General features: G+C 38.1%; 32 protein-coding genes and 1 pseudogene. 20 read left to right on the top strand and 13 right to left on the bottom strand.

Annotated elements, in window-relative coordinates:
• Nucleotides 1–142: 142 nt before the first annotated feature.
• From MLC44_RS06505 to MLC44_RS06495, 3 genes are all read left to right on the top strand, one after another.
• Nucleotides 143–388 carry a Rho-binding antiterminator gene (locus MLC44_RS06505; RefSeq protein WP_418640325.1) on the top strand — a complete coding sequence of 82 codons (246 nt, stop codon included), beginning with the start codon at nucleotides 143–145 and terminating at the stop codon, nucleotides 386–388.
• A gap of 69 nt (nucleotides 389–457) precedes the next feature.
• Nucleotides 458–901, top strand: coding sequence for a thioredoxin family protein (locus MLC44_RS06500; protein WP_346388758.1), 444 nt, complete (start codon nucleotides 458–460; stop codon nucleotides 899–901).
• A gap of 276 nt (nucleotides 902–1,177) precedes the next feature.
• Nucleotides 1,178–1,498 carry a hypothetical protein gene (locus MLC44_RS06495; protein ID WP_151900331.1) on the top strand — a complete coding sequence of 107 codons (321 nt, stop codon included), beginning with the start codon at nucleotides 1,178–1,180 and terminating at the stop codon, nucleotides 1,496–1,498.
• A 32-nt stretch (nucleotides 1,499–1,530) separates the two neighbouring features.
• On the opposite strand, the gene MLC44_RS06490 is transcribed toward MLC44_RS06495, so the two are convergent.
• Genes MLC44_RS06490 through MLC44_RS06480 form a run of 3 tightly spaced genes read right to left on the bottom strand, consistent with a single transcriptional unit; the run spans nucleotide 1,531 to nucleotide 2,701 of the window.
• The gene (locus MLC44_RS06490; protein ID WP_434658844.1) at nucleotides 1,531–1,932 is read right to left on the bottom strand and encodes a bacteriohemerythrin; all 402 of its coding nucleotides are present in this window, start codon (nucleotides 1,930–1,932) and stop codon (nucleotides 1,531–1,533) included.
• Between the two features lie 18 nt (nucleotides 1,933–1,950).
• Entirely contained in the window at nucleotides 1,951–2,238 is a 288-nt protein-coding gene (locus tag MLC44_RS06485; RefSeq protein WP_151900333.1) for a NifU family protein, read from the bottom strand.
• Between the two features lie 58 nt (nucleotides 2,239–2,296).
• Nucleotides 2,297–2,701 (bottom strand): hypothetical protein, encoded by a 405-nt coding sequence (locus tag MLC44_RS06480; RefSeq protein WP_151900334.1) that lies wholly within the window; start codon nucleotides 2,699–2,701, stop codon nucleotides 2,297–2,299.
• A gap of 96 nt (nucleotides 2,702–2,797) precedes the next feature.
• Between MLC44_RS06480 and MLC44_RS06475 the strand changes: the two genes are divergently transcribed.
• From MLC44_RS06475 to MLC44_RS06460, 4 genes are all read left to right on the top strand, one after another.
• Nucleotides 2,798–3,271: a hypothetical protein gene (locus MLC44_RS06475; protein ID WP_346388755.1), complete on the top strand. Its 474-nt coding sequence runs from the start codon at nucleotides 2,798–2,800 to the stop codon at nucleotides 3,269–3,271.
• Nucleotides 3,272–3,340: 69 nt separating this feature from the next.
• A complete protein-coding gene (locus MLC44_RS06470) occupies nucleotides 3,341–3,937 on the top strand; it encodes a hypothetical protein (protein WP_434658843.1) in 597 nt (198 codons plus the stop codon).
• A gap of 80 nt (nucleotides 3,938–4,017) precedes the next feature.
• On the top strand, nucleotides 4,018–4,545 hold the full coding sequence (locus MLC44_RS06465) for an NAD(P)-binding domain-containing protein (protein WP_434658842.1): 528 nt from the start codon (nucleotides 4,018–4,020) through the stop codon (nucleotides 4,543–4,545).
• Nucleotides 4,542–5,033 carry an NAD(P)-binding domain-containing protein gene (locus MLC44_RS06460; protein WP_434658841.1) on the top strand — a complete coding sequence of 164 codons (492 nt, stop codon included), beginning with the start codon at nucleotides 4,542–4,544 and terminating at the stop codon, nucleotides 5,031–5,033. The genes MLC44_RS06465 and MLC44_RS06460 overlap by 4 nt, the downstream gene beginning before the upstream one ends.
• A gap of 25 nt (nucleotides 5,034–5,058) precedes the next feature.
• On the opposite strand, the gene MLC44_RS06455 is transcribed toward MLC44_RS06460, so the two are convergent.
• Nucleotides 5,059–5,418, bottom strand: coding sequence for a hypothetical protein (locus tag MLC44_RS06455; protein ID WP_151900338.1), 360 nt, complete (start codon nucleotides 5,416–5,418; stop codon nucleotides 5,059–5,061).
• On the bottom strand, nucleotides 5,419–5,814 hold the full coding sequence (locus tag MLC44_RS06450; RefSeq protein ID WP_151900339.1) for a group III truncated hemoglobin: 396 nt from the start codon (nucleotides 5,812–5,814) through the stop codon (nucleotides 5,419–5,421). It abuts the gene before it with no gap.
• A gap of 673 nt (nucleotides 5,815–6,487) precedes the next feature.
• Between MLC44_RS06450 and MLC44_RS06445 the strand changes: the two genes are divergently transcribed.
• The 4 genes from MLC44_RS06445 (at nucleotide 6,488) to MLC44_RS06430 (ending at nucleotide 9,198) form a co-directional block, all read left to right on the top strand.
• Entirely contained in the window at nucleotides 6,488–7,906 is a 1,419-nt protein-coding gene (locus tag MLC44_RS06445) for an AAA family ATPase (protein WP_434658840.1), read from the top strand.
• 98 nt (nucleotides 7,907–8,004) lie between these two features.
• Nucleotides 8,005–8,451: an AAA family ATPase gene (locus MLC44_RS06440; protein ID WP_434658839.1), complete on the top strand. Its 447-nt coding sequence runs from the start codon at nucleotides 8,005–8,007 to the stop codon at nucleotides 8,449–8,451.
• Nucleotides 8,448–8,867 carry a hypothetical protein gene (locus tag MLC44_RS06435; protein WP_434658838.1) on the top strand — a complete coding sequence of 140 codons (420 nt, stop codon included), beginning with the start codon at nucleotides 8,448–8,450 and terminating at the stop codon, nucleotides 8,865–8,867. Before MLC44_RS06440 ends, MLC44_RS06435 begins: the two co-directional genes overlap by 4 nt.
• Nucleotides 8,868–8,919: 52 nt before the next feature.
• Nucleotides 8,920–9,198, top strand: a complete 279-nt coding sequence (locus MLC44_RS06430) for a hypothetical protein (protein WP_434658870.1) — start codon at nucleotides 8,920–8,922, stop codon at nucleotides 9,196–9,198.
• Nucleotides 9,199–9,200: 2 nt separating this feature from the next.
• Here MLC44_RS06430 and MLC44_RS06425 read toward each other — a convergent pair whose 3' ends face one another.
• Nucleotides 9,201–9,602, bottom strand: a complete 402-nt coding sequence (locus MLC44_RS06425; RefSeq protein ID WP_151900342.1) for a bacteriohemerythrin — start codon at nucleotides 9,600–9,602, stop codon at nucleotides 9,201–9,203.
• A gap of 5 nt (nucleotides 9,603–9,607) precedes the next feature.
• On the bottom strand, nucleotides 9,608–9,982 hold the full coding sequence (locus MLC44_RS06420) for a hypothetical protein (RefSeq protein WP_151900343.1): 375 nt from the start codon (nucleotides 9,980–9,982) through the stop codon (nucleotides 9,608–9,610).
• A 200-nt stretch (nucleotides 9,983–10,182) separates the two neighbouring features.
• On the opposite strand from MLC44_RS06420, the gene MLC44_RS06415 reads away from it, so the two are divergent.
• A complete protein-coding gene (locus tag MLC44_RS06415; protein ID WP_434658837.1) occupies nucleotides 10,183–10,386 on the top strand; it encodes a hypothetical protein in 204 nt (67 codons plus the stop codon).
• A 3-nt stretch (nucleotides 10,387–10,389) separates the two neighbouring features.
• Here the strand turns inward: MLC44_RS06415 and MLC44_RS06410 are convergent, their stop codons facing one another.
• Complete coding sequence (locus MLC44_RS06410) at nucleotides 10,390–10,731, bottom strand: group III truncated hemoglobin (protein WP_151900344.1); 342 nt, start codon at nucleotides 10,729–10,731, stop codon at nucleotides 10,390–10,392.
• A gap of 105 nt (nucleotides 10,732–10,836) precedes the next feature.
• The gene (locus MLC44_RS06405) at nucleotides 10,837–11,901 is read right to left on the bottom strand and encodes an ADP-ribosylglycohydrolase family protein (RefSeq protein WP_434658836.1); all 1,065 of its coding nucleotides are present in this window, start codon (nucleotides 11,899–11,901) and stop codon (nucleotides 10,837–10,839) included.
• A 180-nt stretch (nucleotides 11,902–12,081) separates the two neighbouring features.
• Between MLC44_RS06405 and amrS the strand changes: the two genes are divergently transcribed.
• Complete coding sequence (gene amrS, locus MLC44_RS06400; protein WP_151900346.1) at nucleotides 12,082–13,074, top strand: AmmeMemoRadiSam system radical SAM enzyme; 993 nt, start codon at nucleotides 12,082–12,084, stop codon at nucleotides 13,072–13,074.
• A complete protein-coding gene (amrB, locus tag MLC44_RS06395) occupies nucleotides 13,071–13,871 on the top strand; it encodes an AmmeMemoRadiSam system protein B (protein WP_151900347.1) in 801 nt (266 codons plus the stop codon). The genes amrS and amrB overlap by 4 nt, the downstream gene beginning before the upstream one ends.
• Nucleotide 13,872: 1 nt before the next feature.
• Here amrB and MLC44_RS06390 read toward each other — a convergent pair whose 3' ends face one another.
• The gene (locus MLC44_RS06390; protein WP_434658835.1) at nucleotides 13,873–14,913 is read right to left on the bottom strand and encodes a polysaccharide deacetylase family protein; all 1,041 of its coding nucleotides are present in this window, start codon (nucleotides 14,911–14,913) and stop codon (nucleotides 13,873–13,875) included.
• 66 nt (nucleotides 14,914–14,979) lie between these two features.
• On the opposite strand from MLC44_RS06390, the gene MLC44_RS06385 reads away from it, so the two are divergent.
• A complete protein-coding gene (locus MLC44_RS06385; RefSeq protein ID WP_434658834.1) occupies nucleotides 14,980–15,570 on the top strand; it encodes a hypothetical protein in 591 nt (196 codons plus the stop codon).
• Here MLC44_RS06385 and MLC44_RS06380 read toward each other — a convergent pair.
• Nucleotides 15,567–16,420: pseudogene (locus MLC44_RS06380) on the bottom strand (NAD(+)/NADH kinase). The gene MLC44_RS06385 and the pseudogene MLC44_RS06380 sit on opposite strands and share 4 nt — an antisense overlap.
• An 83-nt stretch (nucleotides 16,421–16,503) precedes the next feature.
• Here MLC44_RS06380 and aspS point away from each other — a divergent pair.
• From aspS to thiI, 3 genes are read left to right on the top strand one after another with little or no spacing between them, the layout of a single operon-like run.
• Nucleotides 16,504–18,261: an aspartate--tRNA ligase gene (aspS, locus tag MLC44_RS06375; RefSeq protein WP_346388746.1), complete on the top strand. Its 1,758-nt coding sequence runs from the start codon at nucleotides 16,504–16,506 to the stop codon at nucleotides 18,259–18,261.
• 4 nt (nucleotides 18,262–18,265) lie between these two features.
• Nucleotides 18,266–18,844, top strand: coding sequence for an adenylate kinase (locus MLC44_RS06370; protein WP_434658833.1), 579 nt, complete (start codon nucleotides 18,266–18,268; stop codon nucleotides 18,842–18,844).
• 11 nt (nucleotides 18,845–18,855) lie between these two features.
• Nucleotides 18,856–20,301, top strand: coding sequence for a tRNA uracil 4-sulfurtransferase ThiI (gene thiI, locus MLC44_RS06365; protein ID WP_434658832.1), 1,446 nt, complete (start codon nucleotides 18,856–18,858; stop codon nucleotides 20,299–20,301).
• 7 nt (nucleotides 20,302–20,308) lie between these two features.
• Here thiI and adk read toward each other — a convergent pair whose 3' ends face one another.
• A complete protein-coding gene (adk, locus tag MLC44_RS06360; RefSeq protein WP_346388743.1) occupies nucleotides 20,309–20,959 on the bottom strand; it encodes an adenylate kinase in 651 nt (216 codons plus the stop codon).
• Nucleotides 20,956–21,255, bottom strand: a complete 300-nt coding sequence (locus tag MLC44_RS06355) for a hypothetical protein (RefSeq protein ID WP_151900355.1) — start codon at nucleotides 21,253–21,255, stop codon at nucleotides 20,956–20,958. The genes adk and MLC44_RS06355 overlap by 4 nt, the downstream gene beginning before the upstream one ends.
• Nucleotides 21,256–21,314: 59 nt before the next feature.
• Here MLC44_RS06355 and MLC44_RS06350 point away from each other — a divergent pair, with 59 nt between their 5' ends.
• Both MLC44_RS06350 and MLC44_RS06345 read left to right on the top strand, forming a co-directional pair.
• Nucleotides 21,315–21,590, top strand: a complete 276-nt coding sequence (locus MLC44_RS06350) for a molybdopterin-binding protein (RefSeq protein ID WP_434658831.1) — start codon at nucleotides 21,315–21,317, stop codon at nucleotides 21,588–21,590.
• Nucleotides 21,554–22,045, top strand: coding sequence for a hypothetical protein (locus MLC44_RS06345; protein ID WP_434658830.1), 492 nt, complete (start codon nucleotides 21,554–21,556; stop codon nucleotides 22,043–22,045). Before MLC44_RS06350 ends, MLC44_RS06345 begins: the two co-directional genes overlap by 37 nt.
• Nucleotides 22,046–22,054: the final 9 nt, after the last annotated feature.

Raw genomic sequence — 22,054 nt, 5'->3', positions numbered from 1 at the left:
TTACAAAAACCAACATTATACCTATTTATAGAGAGCTGATTGTGCAGCATTGGAGGATTATGTATAAAATTGAAAATGACACTGTTTATGTTATGGCTATTGTTGATTCAAGACAAAATGTTGAAGAGTTGTTGTTACAAACATGATTAGCTGTCAACAATACGACTATATTGAAATAGCATGTATGTACCACTACCCTGTTAAATTAACCATGAAATCAGGTTCTGTTTTTGAAGGAAAAGCACTTGATACAGCCCGTAACGAAAATCATCAGGAATGTATCAAAATAAAAACCGAAAATCATGAAGTATTGGTTGTACTTGATGAAATCAACACACTTGAAACTGCCATAAAAAATCCATATTTTAAGATTATTTCCTTCGTTTAAAACTTAAGTGTTTCTTATTTAAGTTTTAATATAATCAAAACAAAAAGATATGATAAAAGAAGGCAAATTGTGGAAATTATTAAAATAGTATGTTCAGAGTGCAACACTCTTAACAGTAGCAAAGGTGAATCCAAAGAAGAAACCGTTATCTGTAAACAATGCCACTCAGAACTCGACAATCCTTTTGTTGTTGAAGTAGATGATGAAAACTGCATGCTGCACATCAAAGAAAACAGTATTGCGGTATTGGTTGATTTTTATTCTACTGCCTGTGGTCCGTGTATGGCAATGTATGAAGACTATGAAGATGCGGCACTTGGTTTTGGATCGACAGTAAGGTTTTTAAAAATAAATGCCGACAAACATCAAAAAGCAGCAAAAGAGTATGGAGTGGGTGCGCTTCCAACCATTATTGCCTTCAAAGAAGGAGAAGAAGTCGGCCGTATCAGCCAACAGCTCTCTCAGGTTGAGCTTAGTCTTTGGGCACAAGACCTAGAAACATTATACCTGTGAGCTTTATGCTTATGTATTAATTTCTCAAGATAAAGAAGTGCCGGATGTCATTTTAGAGTGTGTCAGTAAACTTGTAAAGGAGCTTAAAAGTCTCGATACTGCCACTTTTGAAAGAATAGTAAACAATCCTTTCTCTCAAGAAGCAAGAGACTTGGCCCGATGGTGGGAAATGTATCAGACCTATATTCCCGTTAGCTAAAAAATTATAAGTGTTTTTAATTTTAAGTGCAATCAAAAAGTACAAAGGTACACTGTCAATTTTAAAAAGGATACAAATTGACAGCAAATAAAAAATATGAAGTCATTACATATGAAGAAAATATAGTTTTTAATTTTACGCTTCCAGAAGATGGAAAAGAAAACCAGTTAAGCAAAGAAGTTATTTTAGTCTGGGATGATGTTTTAGAAAAGTTTTTAGAGACATTTACACAGGAAAAATCTTATACCATTCATTCATTTAAGAATGCAAGAGAAAAAAACAGGTTTATCGAAAATATTGAAAAGGTAACCGAAGAAATTATAGATCAGATAGATGAAGATATAAGCCAAAAGATGAAATTTGGATTTGACTACACTTCTCCAACTTACGAAGATTAAAAACAGCCGGTTGATGCCGCTGTTTTAAAGTATTAAGAATTAGCTGATTGAAAATACTCTGCCATCAGCGCATCCATCGTTTTAACATGATCTAGCATCCAAGATTCTAAATTCCCCTTTATATAAGCCATAATCGCATTCGTATCTCTTTTTTCTTCAAAATACTTAATGATATGCGCAAGCTCGCTTAAATGTCTGTCATGTTCTGCTTTATGTGAGTTATATGATGGAAATTTTGTTTCCTGCATCATACTTTCTTCTTCTGAAAAATGTATGGAAGTATGTGCAAGAAGCTCCTTGAGCGTTGCAAGCGTTGATTCTATATCGTTGCTGCCTGCAGCTGTCTCAAGTTTGTTTATAAGAAGACTTTCCTCCAGGTGTGTGTCATTCATGCTCGGTACTGCTACCATCGAAAGTTCTTCTTGTGCAATCAATTTTTTTCCTTTTGTATGCTAAACTGCATATACTCTGATATTGTCGGTTTCGAGTTGACCGTTTAAAATTCTCTGAATGGAAGTCAGTGTTCCTCCTGAACTTGCACAAGATCCGCAGGCCCCGACATATGAGATATAAATATCAGTCAGACCGTTTGTCTCTTTAAGATCTATAAAATCCAGATCCCCGCCATCTGCATGTAAGAATTCTCTGATTTTTTCATCTATAATTTTATCTACAGCATTAATCTTTTGGATGACACTCATGTTGTCAAAGTCCACTTTTTCCGTTGTTGTTTCGCTCATTATTGTCTCCTTTTTGTGATTATAATACCATTGGATACTTAATAAAAAATAAAAAAAATCAGTTGGTTTTTTTCCCGTTTATCATATGGGTTACGGAAACTTTATCGTTCACAGACTTGATTATAACTTCTGCAAAGTCACCCATTTCATACTTTCTCAGTGTAATTGTTCGCGTCATTTCACCTGCAGTGTCCTTGACAACTTTAAATCCCTCTTCTTTAAAGTGAAGAATACACTCATCAGCATTTGAATAGGCGGAAGATTCTTTTTTTTCTTCATTGTATGGCTTCACCCTGATTTTACCACCACTTTCATCATATGAGATTTTCAATCCTACAGAGGGTATGTTACTTTTCTCTACCCATTGGGTAGTGTCAAACTCTTTTGTCTCACCGTCAGACAACATAAGCAATCCCTTGCCGTCATTACTGTTAAACTGAAATATCATTCCTGTCATGCTCATTTTTCATCCTTGTGTATTTACTGAATTTTAACCTCTTTAGGCTTAAGACAAGAAAGGGTAAGATTCAACTTATAAAACATACCAAAGGAGAGTACTATGCTCATGAAAAATCTGCAGGATGACATCAGTGATGTCGAACTGAAACAAAGATGGCGGCTCTACTGGATAACTACAATCTTTGAATTTTCAAATCTCAAACTCCAGGAAATGGCATGGGTCTACCCCCAAACAGCCAAATGGCCCGATGATGAAGTATGGTCTTCTTCCTTTGATGAATGCATAAGTGCCTATTTTGACATATTAGCACTCGACGATGCTTACGAAAAAGCTGTCCTGCATGCAAATGTTTCCAAACAAGAGGCTGATCATGCAAAAAAGTTTCATCAACTTGCAGCCTTTTATATGGAACCGGATGAAAATCCTCAGGAGATACTGCAGGATGAAGAATGGCTCCGGGTTGTCAGTGCAGCAAAAGAATTCTGGGAGTATTTGAAAAAGAATGTCACATCACAAAGAGAGACAGACTTGATGAATAACTTAGAAAAAAAGTTTCCGTTTTCTTTTGACTAAGCATTTAAGAGACATATAGCTACAATTCACGAAATCAAAAACCATATTATTATGAAGGTAACAGCAAAAATGATAACACAAGAAGAATTAGAATCGATACAAAGCAGTGACGAGAGTGTTCGCAGAGCACTGGCAAACAACCCGGAGACATCCACAGAAGCACTGGATAAATTAAGTGAAGATGAAAACCAGTTTGTACGCGCAAGAGTTGCTGCACATATCAATACTTCACCTGAAACATTAGACAAACTAAGCAAAGACGAAAGTCCGTTTGTTCGTGAATTTGTTGCAGAACACCCAAATACAAAAGTCGAAACGCTCATAGCCCTAAGCAAAGACAGAGAAGTTGTGTCTTGGGTAGCCGGCAATGCAAACACCCCTGTTGATATTTTGGATACGCTCAGTAATGATGAGGATGTATTTGTCAAAATTTCTATTGCAGTGAACCCAAGCACAACACCTGAAATCTTAAATAAACTAAGCAAAGACGAAGATGAAAATGTTCGGGCAGCGGTTGCGAAAAATCCGATTGTACCGCTTGATATACTTGAAAGGTTAAGCAGTGACGAGCATGAGGATGTACGCAAAATTGTTTCTGAACACCCCTCAAGAGCAATCAAACCGGTATATAAACAGAGAAATTTTAAAAACATATTAAAAAAATAACATAAACAGATATTAACAAGAGTATTTTCCTGAAATTTACTATACTACGGCCTGAATTTTACGACAAAAAGGGGAAATAAATGGCGCAAAATAATCCAAAGACAGTAGACCTGGCAATAATAGGTGCAGGTCCTGGCGGAATGGCAGCTGCTATAGAAGCAAAACTGGCCGGTATCGAAAATGTTATGGTTATAGACAAGGCACCGCATCATAATGATATGATTCATAAGTTTTACAAAAAAGGCAAAAGAGTAGATAAAGACTGGATGGGAATCAAGTTTGAATTTACTGGCAATGTTACTTTTGAAGAGTGTTCAAAAGAAGATTATATTCAACAAATGAATGATAAGTTAAGTGAAGCCGGCGTATTGGACAAATTTGAATACAACCATGAAATAATTAGAATTGAAAAAGAGGAAGATGGACTTTTTTCAATTGTTTATGCTACAGACGGCATAGCCGAAGCTCTTGAAAATATGAAAGCAAAAAATGTTATTCTTTCTGTTGGTCGCATGGGTAAACCTAACAAACCAAAATACAAATTTCCAAAGAACTCAAAAGTGTACTTAACTTCAATCTTTCCAAAGTTCAAAACGGTGAACATGTGATGATAGTCGGCGGTGGAGATACCGCCGGTGAGTATGCCTATGGTTTGATTGAAATGGAAGGTATGGAAGACTGTGTTGTAACACTCAATTACAGACAGGCTGAAATAAAAAGAATGAATCCGACCAATACAGAAATGTGCATGAAGTACCTTAACAATGGCAAACTTATCAATAAACTCGGTGTAGATGTTGCAAGTGTTGAACCAGGTACAGAAAGAGCAATCAAAGTAAACTTTACAGATGGAACTACCGGTGAATATGACAGAGCAGTCTATGCACTTGGCGGTACTACTCCAAAAGACATCCTTGTAAATTCAGGTGTTAAAACAGGGGAATGGGATGTTCCGGTGTATGATGAAAAAACTTTTGAGACAAATGTAAAAGGTCTTTATACTATTGGTGATGTTGTTACGGATCAGGGAAGTATTGCACTTGCATTCAATCATGCAAGTGATGCTGTCAAAGACATTGCTTCAAAGTTAAAATAGAGTTTATCTATTTTAACTTCGTTGTTTAAGATTTAGATTTATAAGTTGTGTTTACATTATCAATAAATGATTTTGTAAACATTCCTACGCGAGGCTCATCCTCATAATGATAGGCAGCAAATCCGAAAAAATCTTCTGGCGTAATGTCATACTCTATCATTTTGTTTATTGCACCTGTCATATCATTGCTAAAAAACAGTTCTGCAATCTCTTCACCCTGATTTGCACTGTTTTGAGTGTCAGTCGGTCTGTAGCATTTTTGTTTGAGCATTTGTTCTTCAAGTTCGTCAAGTCTGTCGCCCTCTTCTACAGTGGCTGTACCTGTTTTAAGAATTTGCATAACCAGTTGCTGCATTTCTTCTAATATTTTTGCTTGTTCACTCATCTACTCTTCCTCTTCTTCATCTATATCCAAATTGTCAATAAACTGTTCAGCTAAAATATCTGCTTTTTTGTAAAACCTTTGAGCAATTTCAGGAGTAAACATAGTATCAACAACATTTTTAAAAAGCATCAGCCAGCGTTCAAATGTTTCTCTGTACATCTGCCCCAAAAATGCATGCGGAGGGAAGGGATCACCCTTGTAACCAATTTCTGCATTCATCATCAGTAGCCAAAACCCAATTAATGTATTTAAATGTTCATGCCATTTTCCACTCTTCAAATCACTTCCCAGCGCTTTTGTAAAATAAGGGCTTAAAATATCATCTTTGAGTACATCAGCATAAAACCGATGTACCATCTCTTCTACCTTAGCTCTGTCTACGGTATCATAAAGCATATACTCTCCTAATTTTTAATCATAAAAGTATAGCTAAATTTTATCCCAAATGATAATGATAATCTTTTTGCAGTCTTAAATAAAATAATTAATCTAATTCTTATATTTTCAGTTTGTTTTATTTTACTACCATGCTATCTGTTAAATATAAAAATCGGCTACAGAGCTGATACAAATTACGAGGAGTGTTATTATGGTAGAAGAACAGTAGAAAAATTAAAAAAAGTGGTGGAACTTGTTGATAAGGTTCAGGTTAATCCTGATGTGACTGTCGACTATTTTATTCCTGGTGTTTTGGTTACAGAAAACGTCAAAGGACATGATGAAGCAAAGGCCCGTATATTCAATTTACGTATGCTGTAAACGGTACTGATTCACATATACAGATTGTACCTTTAACGCTCAATGACCTTGAAAAAACTCCTGAGGATCTGGCAAACTATATTACGTTTTCTCTAGAAACGTTTATGGCTGAAATGGATTCCCGCCAATTTGGTGCACAGTAAAAACCTCTCTGCGACCCAGTGATTTAAAGCTATTTGAGCCTCTTTTGGCCCATAGCTTTAATTTGCCTTTCTCTTTTACCCACTGCCTTTTATCTTATGTTTAGGCTCAACAACAATTCAGTAATATACAAAAATTAAAAAATATTATATCAAAAAAAGATGAGAATATGCCAAATTTAAAAGAGTTAGCCCAAGCAGCTATGGACAAAGAAGAAAAGAACAAACCGAGTTTAGCAGAACTGGCACAGGCAGCAGTAGAAAAACATGAAAAAATCATTGAAGACAACTATGCAAAAAAATTGGCGCAGGCAGACAAAGAACCAGTTGCTCAAACAGTCAACAATATAGAGCTTGCAAGAACTTTAAAGGAAAAACTTTCAAAAGAACTTTTCGGACAGGAACAGGCCATAAATACTGTTGTCAACAGTATGAAAAATGATATCAGTGAAAATAAAAAAGCCCCGAAAGCTACATACCTCTTTTTGGGTTCTCCTGCAACCGGAAAAACTTTTTTGGCTGAGCTTATGAGTGAACATCTGCCAAAATATAAAATCATGAAGTTTGATATGACACAGTACCATCAACAAAATGGTGGTGAACTCTATGGCTATCCTGCCGGATGGAAAGGCTACGGTGTCGGTCAACTGACAGGCTTTGTACACAGAAATCCCAAAGCGATTATAGTGCTTGATGCTTTTGAAAAATGTGACAACATAATTCAGAGTAATCTTCTGGGTATATTTGAAGGCGGCCAGTTACGTGACGGCTGTGGATGGGACAAGGTTACAGATGCTCCCTGCAGTGAAGATCCAGACATTATATACAATGAAGAAAACGCCAACTATATGGTTGATTTTACACAGGCAATTTTTATCATCACTACCAGTCTCGGAAAAGAGCTTTATCTTGACAACCGTTTCAAAGACCTTGTAAAACAGGATTATATTCAGGCTGAATCTATGATTCTTGAAGCCATTAGACGTGAAAGAAAAAGGGACAGCAGAAGCGGTGGCTGGCAGGAAGCAATTTTGCCGGAACTGGTTTCCAGGTTTTCGCAGGCGAATATCTGTCTTTTTAACAAACTGAACTACGATGCCTATGCGAATATTGCAAAAAAAGTATTTTTACAATATAAAGACGGATTCAAAGAAAAATACAACATTAAATTTTCAGTTGAAGAGAACTTCGATGATTTTTTAAAAATACAAATACTGAACTTTGCTCCGGAACTGGATGCAAGACGTATAAAAGACAAAGTAAGCACCACTTTTTTTGACAGAATTACCGCATACATAATGGACTCAGGCATACAAACCGGTGAGTTTGTTAAAATTAAAGTCTCCCTCTCAAAAAGTTCCCTCAATTATCTCAACGAAACAGTCAATCCTCTTATAGAAGATGAAACACTGGTAAAAGAACTTTTCAGAAAAAACATTACACTTGATGTAGAAGACAGTATTACCAGCAAGCGGGGCGTTATAAGCTATAAGATTTTCAATATTAGATTTAAACAGGTGACAAAGATCAAAGACTTCAGTGAAGACGGATTGGTTTTTGACATACCGATGTCTCTTTTGATGATATAGCAGGACATTACAAAGCAAAACAGAGACTGCAGGAGGTTATTAACTTTTTTAAAGAGCCCAGGCTTTTAGAGAGTTTTGATGTTGCACCGCCAAAAGGTATGCTTCTTTACGGACCGCCGGGAACAGGGAAGACAATGCTGGCAAAAGCTTTTGCCAAAGAAGCCGAGTTGCCTTTTATTGCTATAACCGGGCTTGAACTTCTTGACCCTGTAAAAACAAAACAGGTTTTCAGCAAAGCAAAAGAGTATGCACCTGCTATTGTCTTTATAGATGAAATAGATACCATTGGCAAACGCGGCGGAGAAAACGGAAAAGAGGTTCCAATAAACAAGCTTCTCTCCGAAATAGATGGTTTTTCTGATACAAAAGGTGAAAATATTTTTGTTATAGCGGCAACCAACTATAAAGAAAACATTGACAGTGCAATCATCAGACCCGGTCGTATTGAAATTCACATCGAGGTAAACAATCTTGACAAAGATGCCCGAGAATATTTTTTAAATAAAATCATAAAAACAAACCTTCAAGCGGTTCTTTTGATATGAGCAGACTGCTTATGCACACTGCAGGATTCACCGGTTCACAACTTGAATTGTTAAGCAAAGAAGCCTCATTTTACTGCTTAAGACATGGCTTGCCTGCTATAACACAGGAAATTTTGGTTGAACAAATCAATGCTATAAAGTATGGCGAAAAACAGACCTATCTCTCTGCGGAACAGATATTTGAAGAGACAGCTATTTATGAAGCAGGCCGTGCTGTTGCATCCAAGATACTGATGCCTCATATCCATATAGAACATATAAGTTTGACGCCTCGGGACAACAATGAGCATTTTATTTCTCATGATTATAATGAAATTCAGGACAATATGACCGTCAAAGATTTTAAAAACAGAATATTGGTCTCCTGGCAGGCAGGACTTCACAGATTAAGCGTTTTGGCAGCAGTGACGGAATGAATTCCGGTGCGTTAAATGATTTGCAACAGGCTACACATGATGCCTATAAGCAATAGCACATTATGGAATGGACAAAGAAGTCGGCTACATTAATATCAACGGAATTATGGATGCACAAAAAGGAAGCAGTGTCAGTAAAGATACAGAGCACTACCATACAAAAATCGACAAAGCACTTGAAAGATGGATGAATGAGGGTGAGGAAAATATTAAAAACTTTATTGATGAACACTGGAATGTTATCGAAAAGCTCGCATCTCTTCTTCTTGAAAAAGAGATTATTTATGAGGATGAGCTCGATACAATTATAGGTCTGTCTCTGAAAAAATAAGACTACATTGCATGTCCCAAATGTAAGGCCATCTCCGAATCCCATTTGGATACATGTAAAACCAGCCACTTTTTGAAATCAGTTTCTAAAAAATCCTGTAGTTCAAGGGGACTTTTCAAAACAAGCCATCTTTCAAAAAACTTTGCAATCTTTTCTCTCATTGTATCATGGTCATTCTTGTGAACTTGGTAATTGGTATAATTATTTTGTTTCATCATCTCTTCTTCTGTCTGAAAATGGTCTTCAACATCAAACAAAACAACTTTAAAAAGCTCATCAATTTTTTCTATATCTTTTGCCACGACTGCATCATAAAAACTGTTAATAATCTCAATTTCCTCGTCATGAAGCATATTAATCACTTCATTGCTTACCTGTTGTACCTCATGCGGTTTAATCAGCATATTTTTTATCTCCTTTTACTTGCCATAATACGCTCAAGCATCGAATCAAGCTTTCCGGTTGAGCGTATTTCGATGACTGATGTCACTACTCCGTGCAGGGCAACATAAATTAAATATTGTGCAAGCTCTTTTGCCCCGCTTTCTTGCGCTTTTTCCTCAAGTATCTCTTTTTGCAGTTTATTTACACTGAATCCAAGTTCAACTGCAGGCTCTTCTGTAGACAAGCCTGCATCCGAGATACTGAAAGTCTGTGCTCTGAGCGCTACAACTTTTAAATATGCACGAACATCATCAAAACCATTCTCCTGTGCTCTTAAATCTATTGTCTCTTTTTGCGCAGGTGTTACTTTAAAGTATATAGCAGTTTTTTCATCTGTCAAAATTTATTTCCTTCTTCTTTTAAGGAAATATTATATAATTCTTTTCCTTAGCTGGCACAAAAAATAAGAAAGTAAATCCTGAGTACTGCCCTCTTTTTAGCCCTCTGCATGTAATATTATTCTATGAAACTTAATGATATGATTTTACAAACACCCTACCTTTTACTCGACAGTGATTTTTACAGCTTTATGATATAGCAATGCTCAAAGCCAACCAAAAATATGTTTTAAAAAACTATATGCTGCAAGAGGCGATACTCCTTGCCCAAAAAGGTGATTTTTCAATGGTACAGACACTTTTGCACATTGCAAGAAAACCTTATGATGAATTACCTGAATTTGAGCATTTTACACAGGAAACACCCGAAGAGTACAAGAACATCGGACTTTCATGTTCATCATAGATTCTAAATCTTGAGTTTATTATTTATAAACTGTTGCGAAAACAGAGTTCCTTTTTTCTTAAAAACTTCGGCAATCTCAGACACATAGACTTCATCAACACTTAAAGAGAAAAGTTCCAACCATCTGTCAAAACTTTCTCTGCTGATTTGGGGAAGTTTAATATGTGCACCTATGAAGTTTCCTTTATAGGTTTTTTGACCAAGCATCTTGGCCAACCAAAAATCAGCCAAAAGATCAATATGCTCAACCCACTCTTCACTTTGCATATCATCTCCGAGTTCATGGATAAAATAAGGTCCCAGTATTGTATCTTCTATGGCTTTTTCATAAAACAAAGTCATCATAACTGTAAGGTTTTTTCTGGTAATTTCGCTCTGAGGTTCTATTACTCATCCTTTTTCTGGAATTTTTAAGCGAAAGTATAGCAAAATTCATAATATAACTGAATTTTATACCTCTTTTAAAAGAGGCAGTGTCTCTAAAAGTTTTTCACAATATTCCCATTGATCAAGAGTCTCCCTCCATTGAGAATTAATTGCATCTACGCCAAAGTATGCACCAAGTACCATGCCTATGGCAATTGCCCGTGAAGCGTTGTCTCCGCCAACCATAGCATTCGCAGCCAGAGCCTCGTTAAGTCCGTTCTTGTTTTCAGCATATTTAAGTATAAAATAGACCGAACCCGGTAAAGTTCCCTGTGTGGGAGATGCTTTTCCTACTTTAATAGGCTCACTTCTTCCCACATCCCAGAGTTTTGCCATAGATGTCAGTGCCAGATCATCACAGAACTTCTCTTTTAAGAGTTCGCTGTTTTCATCTGTTGCTTCTTTGTGTTTTGCTATTGCCTGTGCCACCTTGCTTTCTATAAAGCCTCCCATCTGTACTGCCACTGTTTCAATGGCATCACGTGGAGTTGAACCGTGAATGACACGATGTGTAACTCTGGCAAAAAATTCACCTCCCTCAAGTGCTTCGGGATGACGATGTGTAAACATAGCCTGGCGTGCAACACGGGCAAGTGTTTCTTCATTGTCATAATAGGCATGGGCTGCTACATGACGGATGGCTGTGGCGTTGGAGCCTCCACCCAAACGCTCAACAGGCACACCTTGTTTCACCTGCGCATAGGTCTCTTTTGTCATCGTACAAATCCATGAACCCCATCCGTTTTCCAAACGATTCATCCAGTGTGGCAGTAATGAAGCGACATCAAATTCTCTTGGCGGATTAGCCGTAGCTGCCAGATGTTCTAAAATGACTATATTGTAATCGCCATAGTCAGTAGTTCCGCCTGCTTTTTTTCCGGGGTGATAATTGCGTTCTCCCCACCCTATTCCATGTGTCTGTCCGCCCATCATTTCACCCGGACTCATAAATTTTTCTATCGATTTGTTTCCGTATGCTTTGTAGATTTTCTGTGCGTCATACTCATAATGCGAACCCAGACACAAAGCATCGCCCGCCAGTGCACCGAAAAAGGCACCTTTTATCGAAGATTTCTTGTTTTTTAACATATTTTTTCCTTTTACAACTATTATACCACTGCGACTTTGACCCAAAGAAGTTGAAATGCATACTCAAAAATAGTTCAAATATTCTTAAGAAAAAAATATTTGACTTTTTATAATTATTTTGCTAATATATCCACTAGTTGAGTCTTCCTGTATAAAGAAGATTAACTCAAGGAGACTAATATGAATTATTATGAAACAATACCGGAAAAAGAAAAAATTAAATGTATATTATGCCAACACTATTGCCAAATGAAAGAGGGGCAGGTGGGTGTGTGCGGCGTGAATAAAAATGAAAACGGAGCACTTAAAACACTTGTTTACGGGCATCCGAGTGCACTGAATGTTGATCCTGTCGAGAAAAAACCGCTCTACCATCTCTTGCCGGGGACTACAGCCCTCTCTTTTGGGACAGTCGGCTGTAATTTCAAATGCCCGTTCTGCCAGAACTGGCAGATTTCACAAGAGCATACAGTCGATGAAAGCGTCTATATTTCTCCCGAAAAGATGGTTGATCTGGCTTTGGAGAACGGTGCTTCTTCCATTGCCTACACCTACAATGAACCGACTATATTTTACCCGTATGCCAAAGATATCGGCGTCATTGCAAGGCAAAAAGGACTGAAAAATATTTTTGTCACAAACGGATTTGAAACCCCGGAAGTTGTCAAAGATATGGCCTCGTGGCTTGATGCTGCCAATGTAGACCTTAAAAGCTGGGACGATGCCTATTACAAAAAAGTATTAAAAGGCGGACTTGAAGCGGTCAAAGAGACACTCAAAGGTATGGTCAAAGAAGGTATCTGGGTGGAAGTGACGACACTTTTAATAGAAGGCGATAATGACAGTGATGAAGATTTAGAAGCAATGGCATCATTTATAGCCAATGATCTGGGCGTACATGTGCCCTGGCATTTGAGTGCTTTTCACCCTGATTACAAAATGCAGGATCACGAATATACAAAACTGCAAACCCTGCAGCGTGCCAGTGATATAGCAAAAAAAGCAGGTTTATTGTATGTTTATATGGGAAATGTTCCCGTCCACGGCGATACCTACTGTCCGGATTGCGGGACTTTGCTTATAGACAGAACAGGCTATGCAGTCACAAAAAATTCTCTCATTGAGGGACATTGTCCAAAATGCGGACGAGTTATAGAAGGAGTATGGAAATGAGTATAAGAAAAGATGCAGTTGCCGGGCAGTTCTATCCCGCAAGCAAAAAAGAGATACAAAAAATGTTCACTCATTACAATAAAATAATAGATGAGTCCATAAAAGACGAGTCAGTCCTTGAATTAAAGCCAAGAGCTGTTATTGTGCCGCATGCAGGCTATGTTTATTCTGCATTTACGGCAAATATCGCCTTTAGATTACTAAAAAATTCTCATGCAAAACGTGTGGTGGTGATTGGACCGAGTCACCGTGTCTATTTAAACGGTACAAGTGTTGCGGAATATGACAGTTATGAAACACCGCTTGGAAACCTGCCTATAGATAAAAAACTTGCAAATGAATTGATAGAGAAATTCGGCTTACATTTTCAGCCGGACGCCCATGCAGAACACTCAACAGAAGTACAGATGCCCTTTGTAAAAAACTATCTGCCGGAAGCTTCTGTTGTGGAACTTGTCTATGGAAATGAAAATCCGTCCAATTTGGCAAAAGTTATTGAATATTTGTTAGAGGATGAAGATACTGTTGTTGTTATTAGTACGGATCTGAGCCATTATTATGACATTGAAAAAGCAAAAACTCTTGATACCGTTTGCCTTGATGCCGTAGCCAATCTCAATCCTGCTGAGTTACATCAGGGCTGTGAAGCCTGCGGGATTATAGGCGTAGAAGCGATGCTGATAGCAGCAATACAAAACGGTCTGAAACCGACACTGCTTGATTACAGAACCAGTGCAGATGCAAGCGGAGACAAGTCACAGGTAGTCGGTTATATGAGTGCCGCATTTACAAAGTAGACTATTTTTCTTTTAAAATAACCCACAAATGACTGTACCAGTACCAGGCATCTCCTTTTGCATGGGCGGTACATGTATAATGATTTCTCGGATAGAGCAAAGGTGATTTTGACTGTACTTTTACACTGTTTGTATCAAGCCACTGCATCGCTATTTTTTCTCCCTCAGCCGTATAACACTGTAAATCCTGAAGCGGTTTTTTAAGAGTGAGGGTCAAAACAGGCGGATTGTTTGAAACATCAACAAGCGTATCTTCATTTGAAACGCTCAACAAAGGCAGAGGCAGTGTATTTATTTTCAATACAAACTGCTTCATCTCTCCAAAACCTCCCGACATCGGAAATCTTGTCAAAGCCATGAAATTACTTGCATCTGAAATTGGACCAGAATTTTGCGCTACACCGATATAGCCTAAACTTTTGACCAACTGCATCAGTTGTTCGTCATACTCGCCAAAAGGATATGCCAGTATTTTCGGGTCAGTGCAGACTTTATCGCCAAGCTCTTTTTCTATTTTCACTTCACACATTTTTATCTCTTTGGTAACATGTTTTTTATAGTTTTTTGGATCTTTTATACCATCGCGCACTAAAAACTGATGGGAATAGGTGTGGTTTGTATACTCTGCACCGTATTTTCCCATCTCACGCATTTCATCCCAGGTCAAATAATGAACAGACTCATGCACAACAGGAACAGAATTGACAAATACAGTAAAAGGAAATTTGTATTTTTTAAGCAAAGGATAGGCTTTTGTATAGACACTGCGATATCCGTCATCTATAGTAATTGAAACCGTTTTATCCGGAAGTTCTTTTTTTTCAATTAAATATTTTACTGTTTTAGAAAACGGCCAGACAGTATAGTTGTTGTCTGCCAGGTATTGCATCTGTTGTGTAAATAGTTCCATAGATATACTCGTAGAGGGGTATCTGTTTTCATCAAACCGATGGTACTGCAAAACAACAGCATGGTTTTGGTGTGCCAAAAGAGAGCTTTGCAAAAGAAATACAGCAAGTAAATAGTGTGTCAATGTTTTCATGCTCTTATTATATCTTTATTTGATTTAGATAAAATTAGCGTATTATTTTTAAAGGCAGATTCTTATATGAACAATTATACAAAAAAACTTCTCTATCTTCTTCTGACATTTATAACGCTGATTGCCGGCTATGCCTATCTGCGTTATGCATATAAAGTGACAGACAGCACTCCTTTTACTCAGGAGATTGTCCTCATCATTCTTGGTACTATTGCAACAGTTTTCATAACCGCACTGCTGCTGAACAAACAGACAGAAGTTGAAATAGAAAAAGAACAGAATATCAAATTTCTTGATTTAAAAGCGGCAACCTACGAAAGACTTTTGGACTTGATGGAGAGCATGTCAGAACAGTCTCTTCTGACGGACAAAGAGATAACAAAACTGCAATTTGTGACACACAGACTTGCTATTTTTGCCTCACCTGCCGTTTTGAACGAATACAATAACTTTCTCAAAGTCATTTCCATACTTTCCAAAGACGGGACACTCAGCAACGATGACCAACAGTTGGGAGAAGCACTCGGCAAACTTACCATACAAATAAGATTTGATCTGCTCAATGAAAATCCTCATCAAAAGAGCTATACAGCAGAACAAATAAAAAGAATGATTAAAAAGAATTCTGACAGTTCCTCGAGTATCAATATAGACTAGTCACCCCAATGCAGCTTTTCTTTTAACACATCAAAATAGTTGAATTCGTCTCTGTGAATGAGTTTGACTCTTTTTTTGCTAATTTGATATGGATACTCTGCCCTATTTCCAACTCATGTTTGTCCTGCCCGTCTATTATGAGCAGAGCTTTGTCTTTTGGTGTTTTCATCTCTATAGAAAATTTTCCCGGTAAGACCACAGGTCTTTGTGTCAAAGAATGCGGACATATTGGAGTCAGGGCAAAAACATTTGTCAGAGGAAACAAAACGGGACCTCCTGCTGAAAGATTGTATGCGGTTGAGCCTGTCGGAGTAGCCACTATCACACCGTCACCATAATAGGTATTGAATGCTTTTGAATCGACCAGGGTCTCTACATGTATCATATTTGAAACGGAAGCCCGTGTGATAACAATGTCATTAAAAGCATAAAGGACAACTTCTTTGTTGTTTTGTATAAACTGGGCTTCCAAAATAGATCTTTCATCCACTCTGTAGTTGCCTGCAACCAGATTGGCAACAAACTCTTCTAATTCGTTGAGGTTGATATCTGCCAAAAATCCGAGAGAGCCGGCATAAATGCCAAATATCGGCACATCATACCGAAAAGAGCGTCTGACAGTCGATATAAGTGTTCCGTCTCCTCCAAGCGTTACAAGAATATCGGAGTTTTCACACAGATATTCAAATTCCATCCCCATTACACCTATCATGCCCCCGCTGATACTGTCTATAATTACTTCTATGTTATGTTTGTTAAAAATTTTTTCAAGCTTAAAATAGCTCTCTTTGAGTTCAGGAGTGGACGGTCGTAAAACAACACCGACTTTTTTAATTGTATTTGTTTTCAAAATTGCTCATTTGTGTAATAATTTTGTTAATTATACTATATTTAGGTATAATCGCGAAAATTATTTATATAGGACTCTATATTTTGAGAACTCATTACTGTACAGATTTAAATGAAACAAATGTTGGAGAAGATGTCGTTCTTACCGGCTGGGCGAATAATTATCGTGACCATGGTGGAATTATTTTCATAGATTTGCGTGATAAAACAGGACTTATTCAGCTTACGTGTGACCCTGAAGACTCTAAAGAAGCGCATAAAGTTGCAAACAATGTCCGTGATGAATATGTTTTAATAGTCAAAGGAACCGTTCGTCTTCGCGGAGAAGGTTTGACAAATCCCCGTTTGAAAACCGGCGCTATTGAAATTATTGTAAAAGAACTGATTATAGAAAACAAATCTGCTCCTACTCCTTTTGTCATTGGCGATAAAAATGTCGGTGAAGAGACAAGATTGAAATATCGTTACCTGGAACTTCGTGATCCTGATATGTATGAAGTTTTTCGCCTGCGTTCAAAAGCAGCGATTGCGGCAAGAAATATTTTGGATAAAAACGGATTTTTGGAAGTTGAAACACCGATTTTGACAAAATCGACTCCCGAAGGCGCCAGAGACTATTTGGTACCGTCTCGTGTGCACAATGGTGAGTTTTATGCCCTGCCACAGTCACCACAGCTTTTCAAACAGCTCTTGATGGTTGGCGGATTTGACAGATACTTTCAAATCGCAAAATGTTTCCGTGATGAAGACTTGCGGGCAGACCGTCAGCCTGAATTTACGCAGATAGATGTTGAGATGAGTTTTTGTAATCAAGAAGATGTTATGAAAATAGCCGAAGATCTGCTTGTGGCAATGTTTGATGCCTGTGGTGTTGAAATCAAGCCTCCTTTTAACCGTATTACATATAAAGACGCTATGGAATTATACGGCTCTGACAAACCGGATTTGCGTTATGACCTTAAAATGGTAGATGTCATTGACATTTTTGAACGATGTGATAATGAAATATTTACAAATATTGCAAAAAAACCGCATGTTAACCGTATTAAAGCGCTCAAAGTTCCAGGTGCTGATCTGATATTTTCAAAACGTGAAATGAAATCTTTCGAAGAGTATGTACGTAAGTTTGGCGCACATGGTCTTGGATATTTCCAGATGAAAGAAGACGGGCTTAAAGGTCCTCTGACCAAGTTTTTCTCTGAAGCAGACATAGCGCTTATCATTGAAAGAACCGAACTTGAAGTCGGTGATGTTGTTTTCTTTGGTGCAGGTGACAAAAAAACGGTATGGGATTACATGGGAAGATTCAGAAATTTCATTGCCGAGCATGAAAAAATGAATCTGATAGACGAAAATGCTTTTGAATTTGTATGGGTTGTCGATTTTCCGATGTTTGAAGTTGAAGACGGTCGCGTAAAAGCGCTGCACCATCCGTTTACCATGCCAAAAGACACAGACAAAGATGATGTAGAAGAGATAGAGTCTATCGCTTATGACATCGTTTTAAACGGTACAGAACTTGGTGGCGGATCTATTCGTATACACAAAGAAGAGATACAGGAAGAGGTCTTTAAACTGCTTGGAATCGAAGAAGAAGAGGCGCAGGAAAAATTCGGCTTCCTGCTTGATGCTCTTAAATTCGGTGCACCTCCACACGGTGGTTTTGCTTTAGGATTTGACAGACTCATTATGCTTTTAACGAAAAAAACAAGCATTCGTGATGTTATTGCATTCCCTAAAACACAAAAAGCGTCCTGTTTGTTAACTAAAGCACCAAGTCCTGTTGACAATGCACAACTGCGTGACTTACATATACGCCTGCGTGAACAAACAAAGGCATAATATTATGTCGCACACAAAAAAACTCTTTCTTATTATCGGAGCTCCAGGCTCCGGTAAAACTACAGATGCTGAGCTCATAGCACAACACAACCCTGATATCACACACTACTCTACCGGTGATATGCTGCGAGCCGAAGTTGCCAGTGCGAGTGAACGGGGCAAAGAGATACACAGATATATCTCAAAAGGCGAAATTGTTCCTATAGATATCGTTATAGAGACAATCATCAATGCTATAAAATCTTCTCCGACTGACATTATTATCATCGACGGCTATCCAAGAAGTGTAGAGCAGATGCTTGCACTTGATACCTACCTGCAAAAGCATAAAGATATTGAACTTTCCAGTGTTATTGAGGTAGAGGTAAGCGAAGAGACAGCCAGGCAAAGAGTGCTTGGACGCGCCAGAGGTGAAGATGACAACAACGAAGTCTTTAACAACCGTATGAAAATATATATGGAACCTTTAGGGCAGATTAAAGATTTTTATACGCAAAAAGGCATTTTAAAAGTCATTTCCGGTGAGCGAAGTATTGAAGAGATAGTTCACGACATGGAAAGCTTTATTCAATCAAAAATCTAAAGGCCTCCACGGTGCAAAAATTCATTTTAAAACTTTTCCCCGAAATTATGATCAAAGGACCCTCTGCAAAACGCCAGATGGTCGGTCAACTCTACAACAACCTGCTCACAATTTTACAGCGTATAGACACAAAAATCGAAGTCAAAAAATTCTCTGACAAAATGGAAGTTTTAACCCCCGAAGATGTTTTGCCTGAGGTAAGACAAAAACTTTTGGATACTCCCGGCATTGAACAGATTCTTGAAGTGCTGCAGTTTGACGACATGGATACTATTGAGAAAATCAAAACAAAAGTATGCGAACTTGTTGCCGATTCTTTGGATGACAAGACATTTGTTGTCAGAGTAAAACGAACCGGAAAACATACTTTCAGTTCCATAGATATAGAAAGAACAGTAGGCGGGCATCTTTTGGCAAACTCAAATGCAAAAAGTGTTTCTTTAAAACATCCCGATGTGATTATACAAATGGAACTCATCCAAAATCAGCTCAATCTCATTACCACAAAGTACAAAGGACTCAGCGGATTTCCTATTGGCACACAGGGCGATATTCTCTCTTTGATGTCCGGTGGTTTTGACTCTACCGTGGCTTCGTATCTGACAATGAAACGGGGTATAAAAACGCATTTTATTTTCTTCAATCTTGGCGGTATAGCGCATGAAATAGGTGTGAAACAGGTTGCACTCTATCTTTGGAACAAATTCGGATCTTCTCACAAGGTCAAATTTGTCTCCGTTGCCTTTGATGATGTGCTTACAGAAATTTTCAGAGCAACACCGCCGACATACATGGGTGTTATGCTCAAACGTTTAATGCTCAGAGCATCTGAACAGGTAGCCGATGCTATGGAGATTGATGCCCTTGTGACCGGTGAGAGTGTTGCGCAGGTATCAAGTCAGACACTTCGTAACCTTGCGCTCATAGACCAGGTAACGAACAAGCTTATTTTGCGTCCTCTCGCAACAATGAACAAGCCCGAAATTATGAACATGGCCAATGAAATCGGCACACGCCATTTTGCTGAAAGTATGCCCGAATACTGTGGTGTTATTTCTCAAAATCCAATTACGCACGGTTCTTTCAAGCGTATGGAAAAAGTGGCAGAAAAATTTAACTATGATATACTTGATGCAGCAGTGCAAAATGCACAATATTTAAGTATTGATGAAATAATAGATGACATTACAAATCTGGCACCTGTTGAAGTTGTTCATACTTTGAAAAACGGTGATTTTACGGTGATAGATATTCGTCCGGAAGAAGAGTGTATTGCGCTTACATGTAACACGCTCAAGATACCTTTTCACAAACTAAAAACAGAGTTTGACAAGCTTCCACAGGACAAAGAGTATCTTCTGTACTGTGACAAAGGCATCATGAGCCAATTGCATGCACAGTACTTACGGGATGCCAAAGGCTGTGAAAATATCCGGGTCTACCGACCCGAATCATAGCAGACGGTTATTCACCAAGTTGTGAAACAATCGCTTTTTCAACATCTGCGATATCAGCAGTGCCGTCAACTCTGATATATTTGATATTCGGATTTTTTTCAGCCTGTTCTTTGTAGTAGTCTATGAGCGGTTCTGTCTGCTCATGGTAGACTTTCAGTCTGTCCTGTACCACTTCTTCTTTGTCATCATCACGCTGTACCAAATCTTCACCCGTTTCATCATCCTTGCCTTCTACTTTTGGCGGATTGTAAACAACATGATAGGTTCTCCCACTTGCCAGATGCGCGCGTCTTCCTGACATACGTTTGACTATCTCTTCATCCGGTACATCTATCTCTATCACGGCATCAATCGCAATTCCTGCATTCGTTACTGCATCTGCTTGAGGCAGTGTACGAGGAAACCCGTCTAAAAGATAGCCGTTTTTACAGTCATCCTGTGCAATTCTGTCCTTGACAAGTCCTATAATAATCTCATCTGTCACGAGCTGTCCCGCATCCATAGCCGCTTTTGCCATTTTTCCCATCTCAGTTCCCGCTTTGATTGCGGCACGAAGCATATCGCCTGTAGAAATCTGCGGGATATTGTACTTCTTGGTTAAAAACTGCGCCTGTGTCCCTTTTCCTGCACCCGGAGCGCCTAAAAGAATTATTCTCATTTATTTTCCTCCTCTTCTTTAAATCCAAAATCTTCTTCATCTTCACACTCTTGAGCAGCCAATATGTCCGCTACAAGCTCTTTTGCCTCTTCTTCTTCCATATCACCGTTTTTAATGTCTTCTATAACATCTTCGAGGTCAGATTTGAATTCACGGAGTTCTTCTATTTCCTCTTTGGCATCCTGTGTTGCCTCTTTGTTTCCGGCTATCTCTTCAAAAATCTCATCGAGTCTTTCTGTAATATCGGGAATAACACTTTTCGTCAGCAGTTCTTCTAATTTTTCTATATGTGACATTTTCTGTCCTTATTAATTGTTTATGAAATAATACTATAATTATGTAAAAAAGTAATGCTATGAACTTTTATGCAGTTATTATTGGAACAGAAATTCTTAACGGAAGACGCGTTGACAAACATTTTGAATTTTTAAAGAATGAACTTGCAAAATACGGGCATGAACTTTGTGCCTCTTTTGTCATCAAAGACGATGTCAGACTGATGAAACGCACCTATAAAATGATACGCGACGACAAAGAAGCAGTGATGTTCTCTTTTGGCGGCATCGGTTCGACTCCCGATGATTTGACACGGGAGTGGCCGCGGAAGTTTTCAGAAATTCCAAGCCCGTAACACATGAAAAATTCAAACAAGACATTATCAAAAAATTTGGTGACGAGGCATATCCTCATCGTATCCACATGGCGGAGATACCGCCAAATGCAGAACTTCTGCCAAATCCGGTAAACAACATGTCCGGTTTTGCTTTAGACAGGAGATTCTTTTTTATGCCGGGTTTCCCCTCGATGTCCCATCCAATGAGCAGTGAAATAATAAAAAAATGTTTTTCACAGGCAAGGAAAAAATACAGATATACACTGCTGGCAGAAACAAGTGAAAATACACTCATTGATGTTATGCAAAAACTCCCAAAAAACATTGAGCTTTCTTCCCTGCCAATTTTTATACAGAACAAACCGAATGTGGAACTCTCTTTAAGCGGAGAAAACAATGAAGAAGTAAAAAAATATTTTGATATGTTTCAAGAGGAACTTTCACGCAAACATATACCATTTAAAAAATTATAAACCAAAGAA

This window comes from Sulfurimonas sp. NW9, assembly GCF_051132275.1.
GTDB classification, from domain to species: Bacteria; Campylobacterota; Campylobacteria; order Campylobacterales; family Sulfurimonadaceae; genus Sulfurimonas; species Sulfurimonas hydrogeniphila.
The sequence above is the reverse complement of the archived record's forward strand: the minus strand, read 5'-3'. Positions and strand labels throughout refer to the sequence as shown.

Excerpts from the sequence above, each read along its gene's own strand:
- MLC44_RS06370 (WP_434658833.1), top strand. The coding sequence starts at position 18,266 with ATGTCGCACACAAAAAAACTCTTTCTTATTATCGGAGCTCCAGGCTCC.
- MLC44_RS06415 (WP_434658837.1), top strand. The coding sequence starts at position 10,183 with ATGCTCAAAGCCAACCAAAAATATGTTTTAAAAAACTATATGCTGCAA.
- MLC44_RS06350 (WP_434658831.1), top strand. The coding sequence starts at position 21,315 with ATGAACTTTTATGCAGTTATTATTGGAACAGAAATTCTTAACGGAAGA.
- amrB (WP_151900347.1), top strand. The coding sequence starts at position 13,071 with ATGAGTATAAGAAAAGATGCAGTTGCCGGGCAGTTCTATCCCGCAAGC.
- MLC44_RS06385 (WP_434658834.1), top strand. The coding sequence starts at position 14,980 with ATGAACAATTATACAAAAAAACTTCTCTATCTTCTTCTGACATTTATA.
- MLC44_RS06450 (WP_151900339.1), bottom strand. The coding sequence starts at position 5,814 with ATGCTTTATGATACCGTAGACAGAGCTAAGGTAGAAGAGATGGTACAT.
- adk (WP_346388743.1), bottom strand. The coding sequence starts at position 20,959 with ATGAGAATAATTCTTTTAGGCGCTCCGGGTGCAGGAAAAGGGACACAG.
- MLC44_RS06445 (WP_434658840.1), top strand. The coding sequence starts at position 6,488 with ATGCCAAATTTAAAAGAGTTAGCCCAAGCAGCTATGGACAAAGAAGAA.
- MLC44_RS06485 (WP_151900333.1), bottom strand. The coding sequence starts at position 2,238 with ATGAGCGAAACAACAACGGAAAAAGTGGACTTTGACAACATGAGTGTC.
- MLC44_RS06455 (WP_151900338.1), bottom strand. The coding sequence starts at position 5,418 with ATGAGTGAACAAGCAAAAATATTAGAAGAAATGCAGCAACTGGTTATG.
- MLC44_RS06505 (WP_418640325.1), top strand. The coding sequence starts at position 143 with ATGATTAGCTGTCAACAATACGACTATATTGAAATAGCATGTATGTAC.
- MLC44_RS06355 (WP_151900355.1), bottom strand. The coding sequence starts at position 21,255 with ATGTCACATATAGAAAAATTAGAAGAACTGCTGACGAAAAGTGTTATT.
- amrS (WP_151900346.1), top strand. The coding sequence starts at position 12,082 with ATGAATTATTATGAAACAATACCGGAAAAAGAAAAAATTAAATGTATA.
- MLC44_RS06470 (WP_434658843.1), top strand. The coding sequence starts at position 3,341 with ATGATAACACAAGAAGAATTAGAATCGATACAAAGCAGTGACGAGAGT.
- MLC44_RS06425 (WP_151900342.1), bottom strand. The coding sequence starts at position 9,602 with ATGCTGATTAAACCGCATGAGGTACAACAGGTAAGCAATGAAGTGATT.
- MLC44_RS06390 (WP_434658835.1), bottom strand. The coding sequence starts at position 14,913 with ATGAAAACATTGACACACTATTTACTTGCTGTATTTCTTTTGCAAAGC.
- MLC44_RS06475 (WP_346388755.1), top strand. The coding sequence starts at position 2,798 with ATGCTCATGAAAAATCTGCAGGATGACATCAGTGATGTCGAACTGAAA.
- MLC44_RS06440 (WP_434658839.1), top strand. The coding sequence starts at position 8,005 with ATGCTTCTTTACGGACCGCCGGGAACAGGGAAGACAATGCTGGCAAAA.
- MLC44_RS06405 (WP_434658836.1), bottom strand. The coding sequence starts at position 11,901 with ATGTTAAAAAACAAGAAATCTTCGATAAAAGGTGCCTTTTTCGGTGCA.
- MLC44_RS06410 (WP_151900344.1), bottom strand. The coding sequence starts at position 10,731 with ATGATGACTTTGTTTTATGAAAAAGCCATAGAAGATACAATACTGGGA.
- MLC44_RS06435 (WP_434658838.1), top strand. The coding sequence starts at position 8,448 with ATGAGCAGACTGCTTATGCACACTGCAGGATTCACCGGTTCACAACTT.
- MLC44_RS06465 (WP_434658842.1), top strand. The coding sequence starts at position 4,018 with ATGGCGCAAAATAATCCAAAGACAGTAGACCTGGCAATAATAGGTGCA.
- MLC44_RS06480 (WP_151900334.1), bottom strand. The coding sequence starts at position 2,701 with ATGAGCATGACAGGAATGATATTTCAGTTTAACAGTAATGACGGCAAG.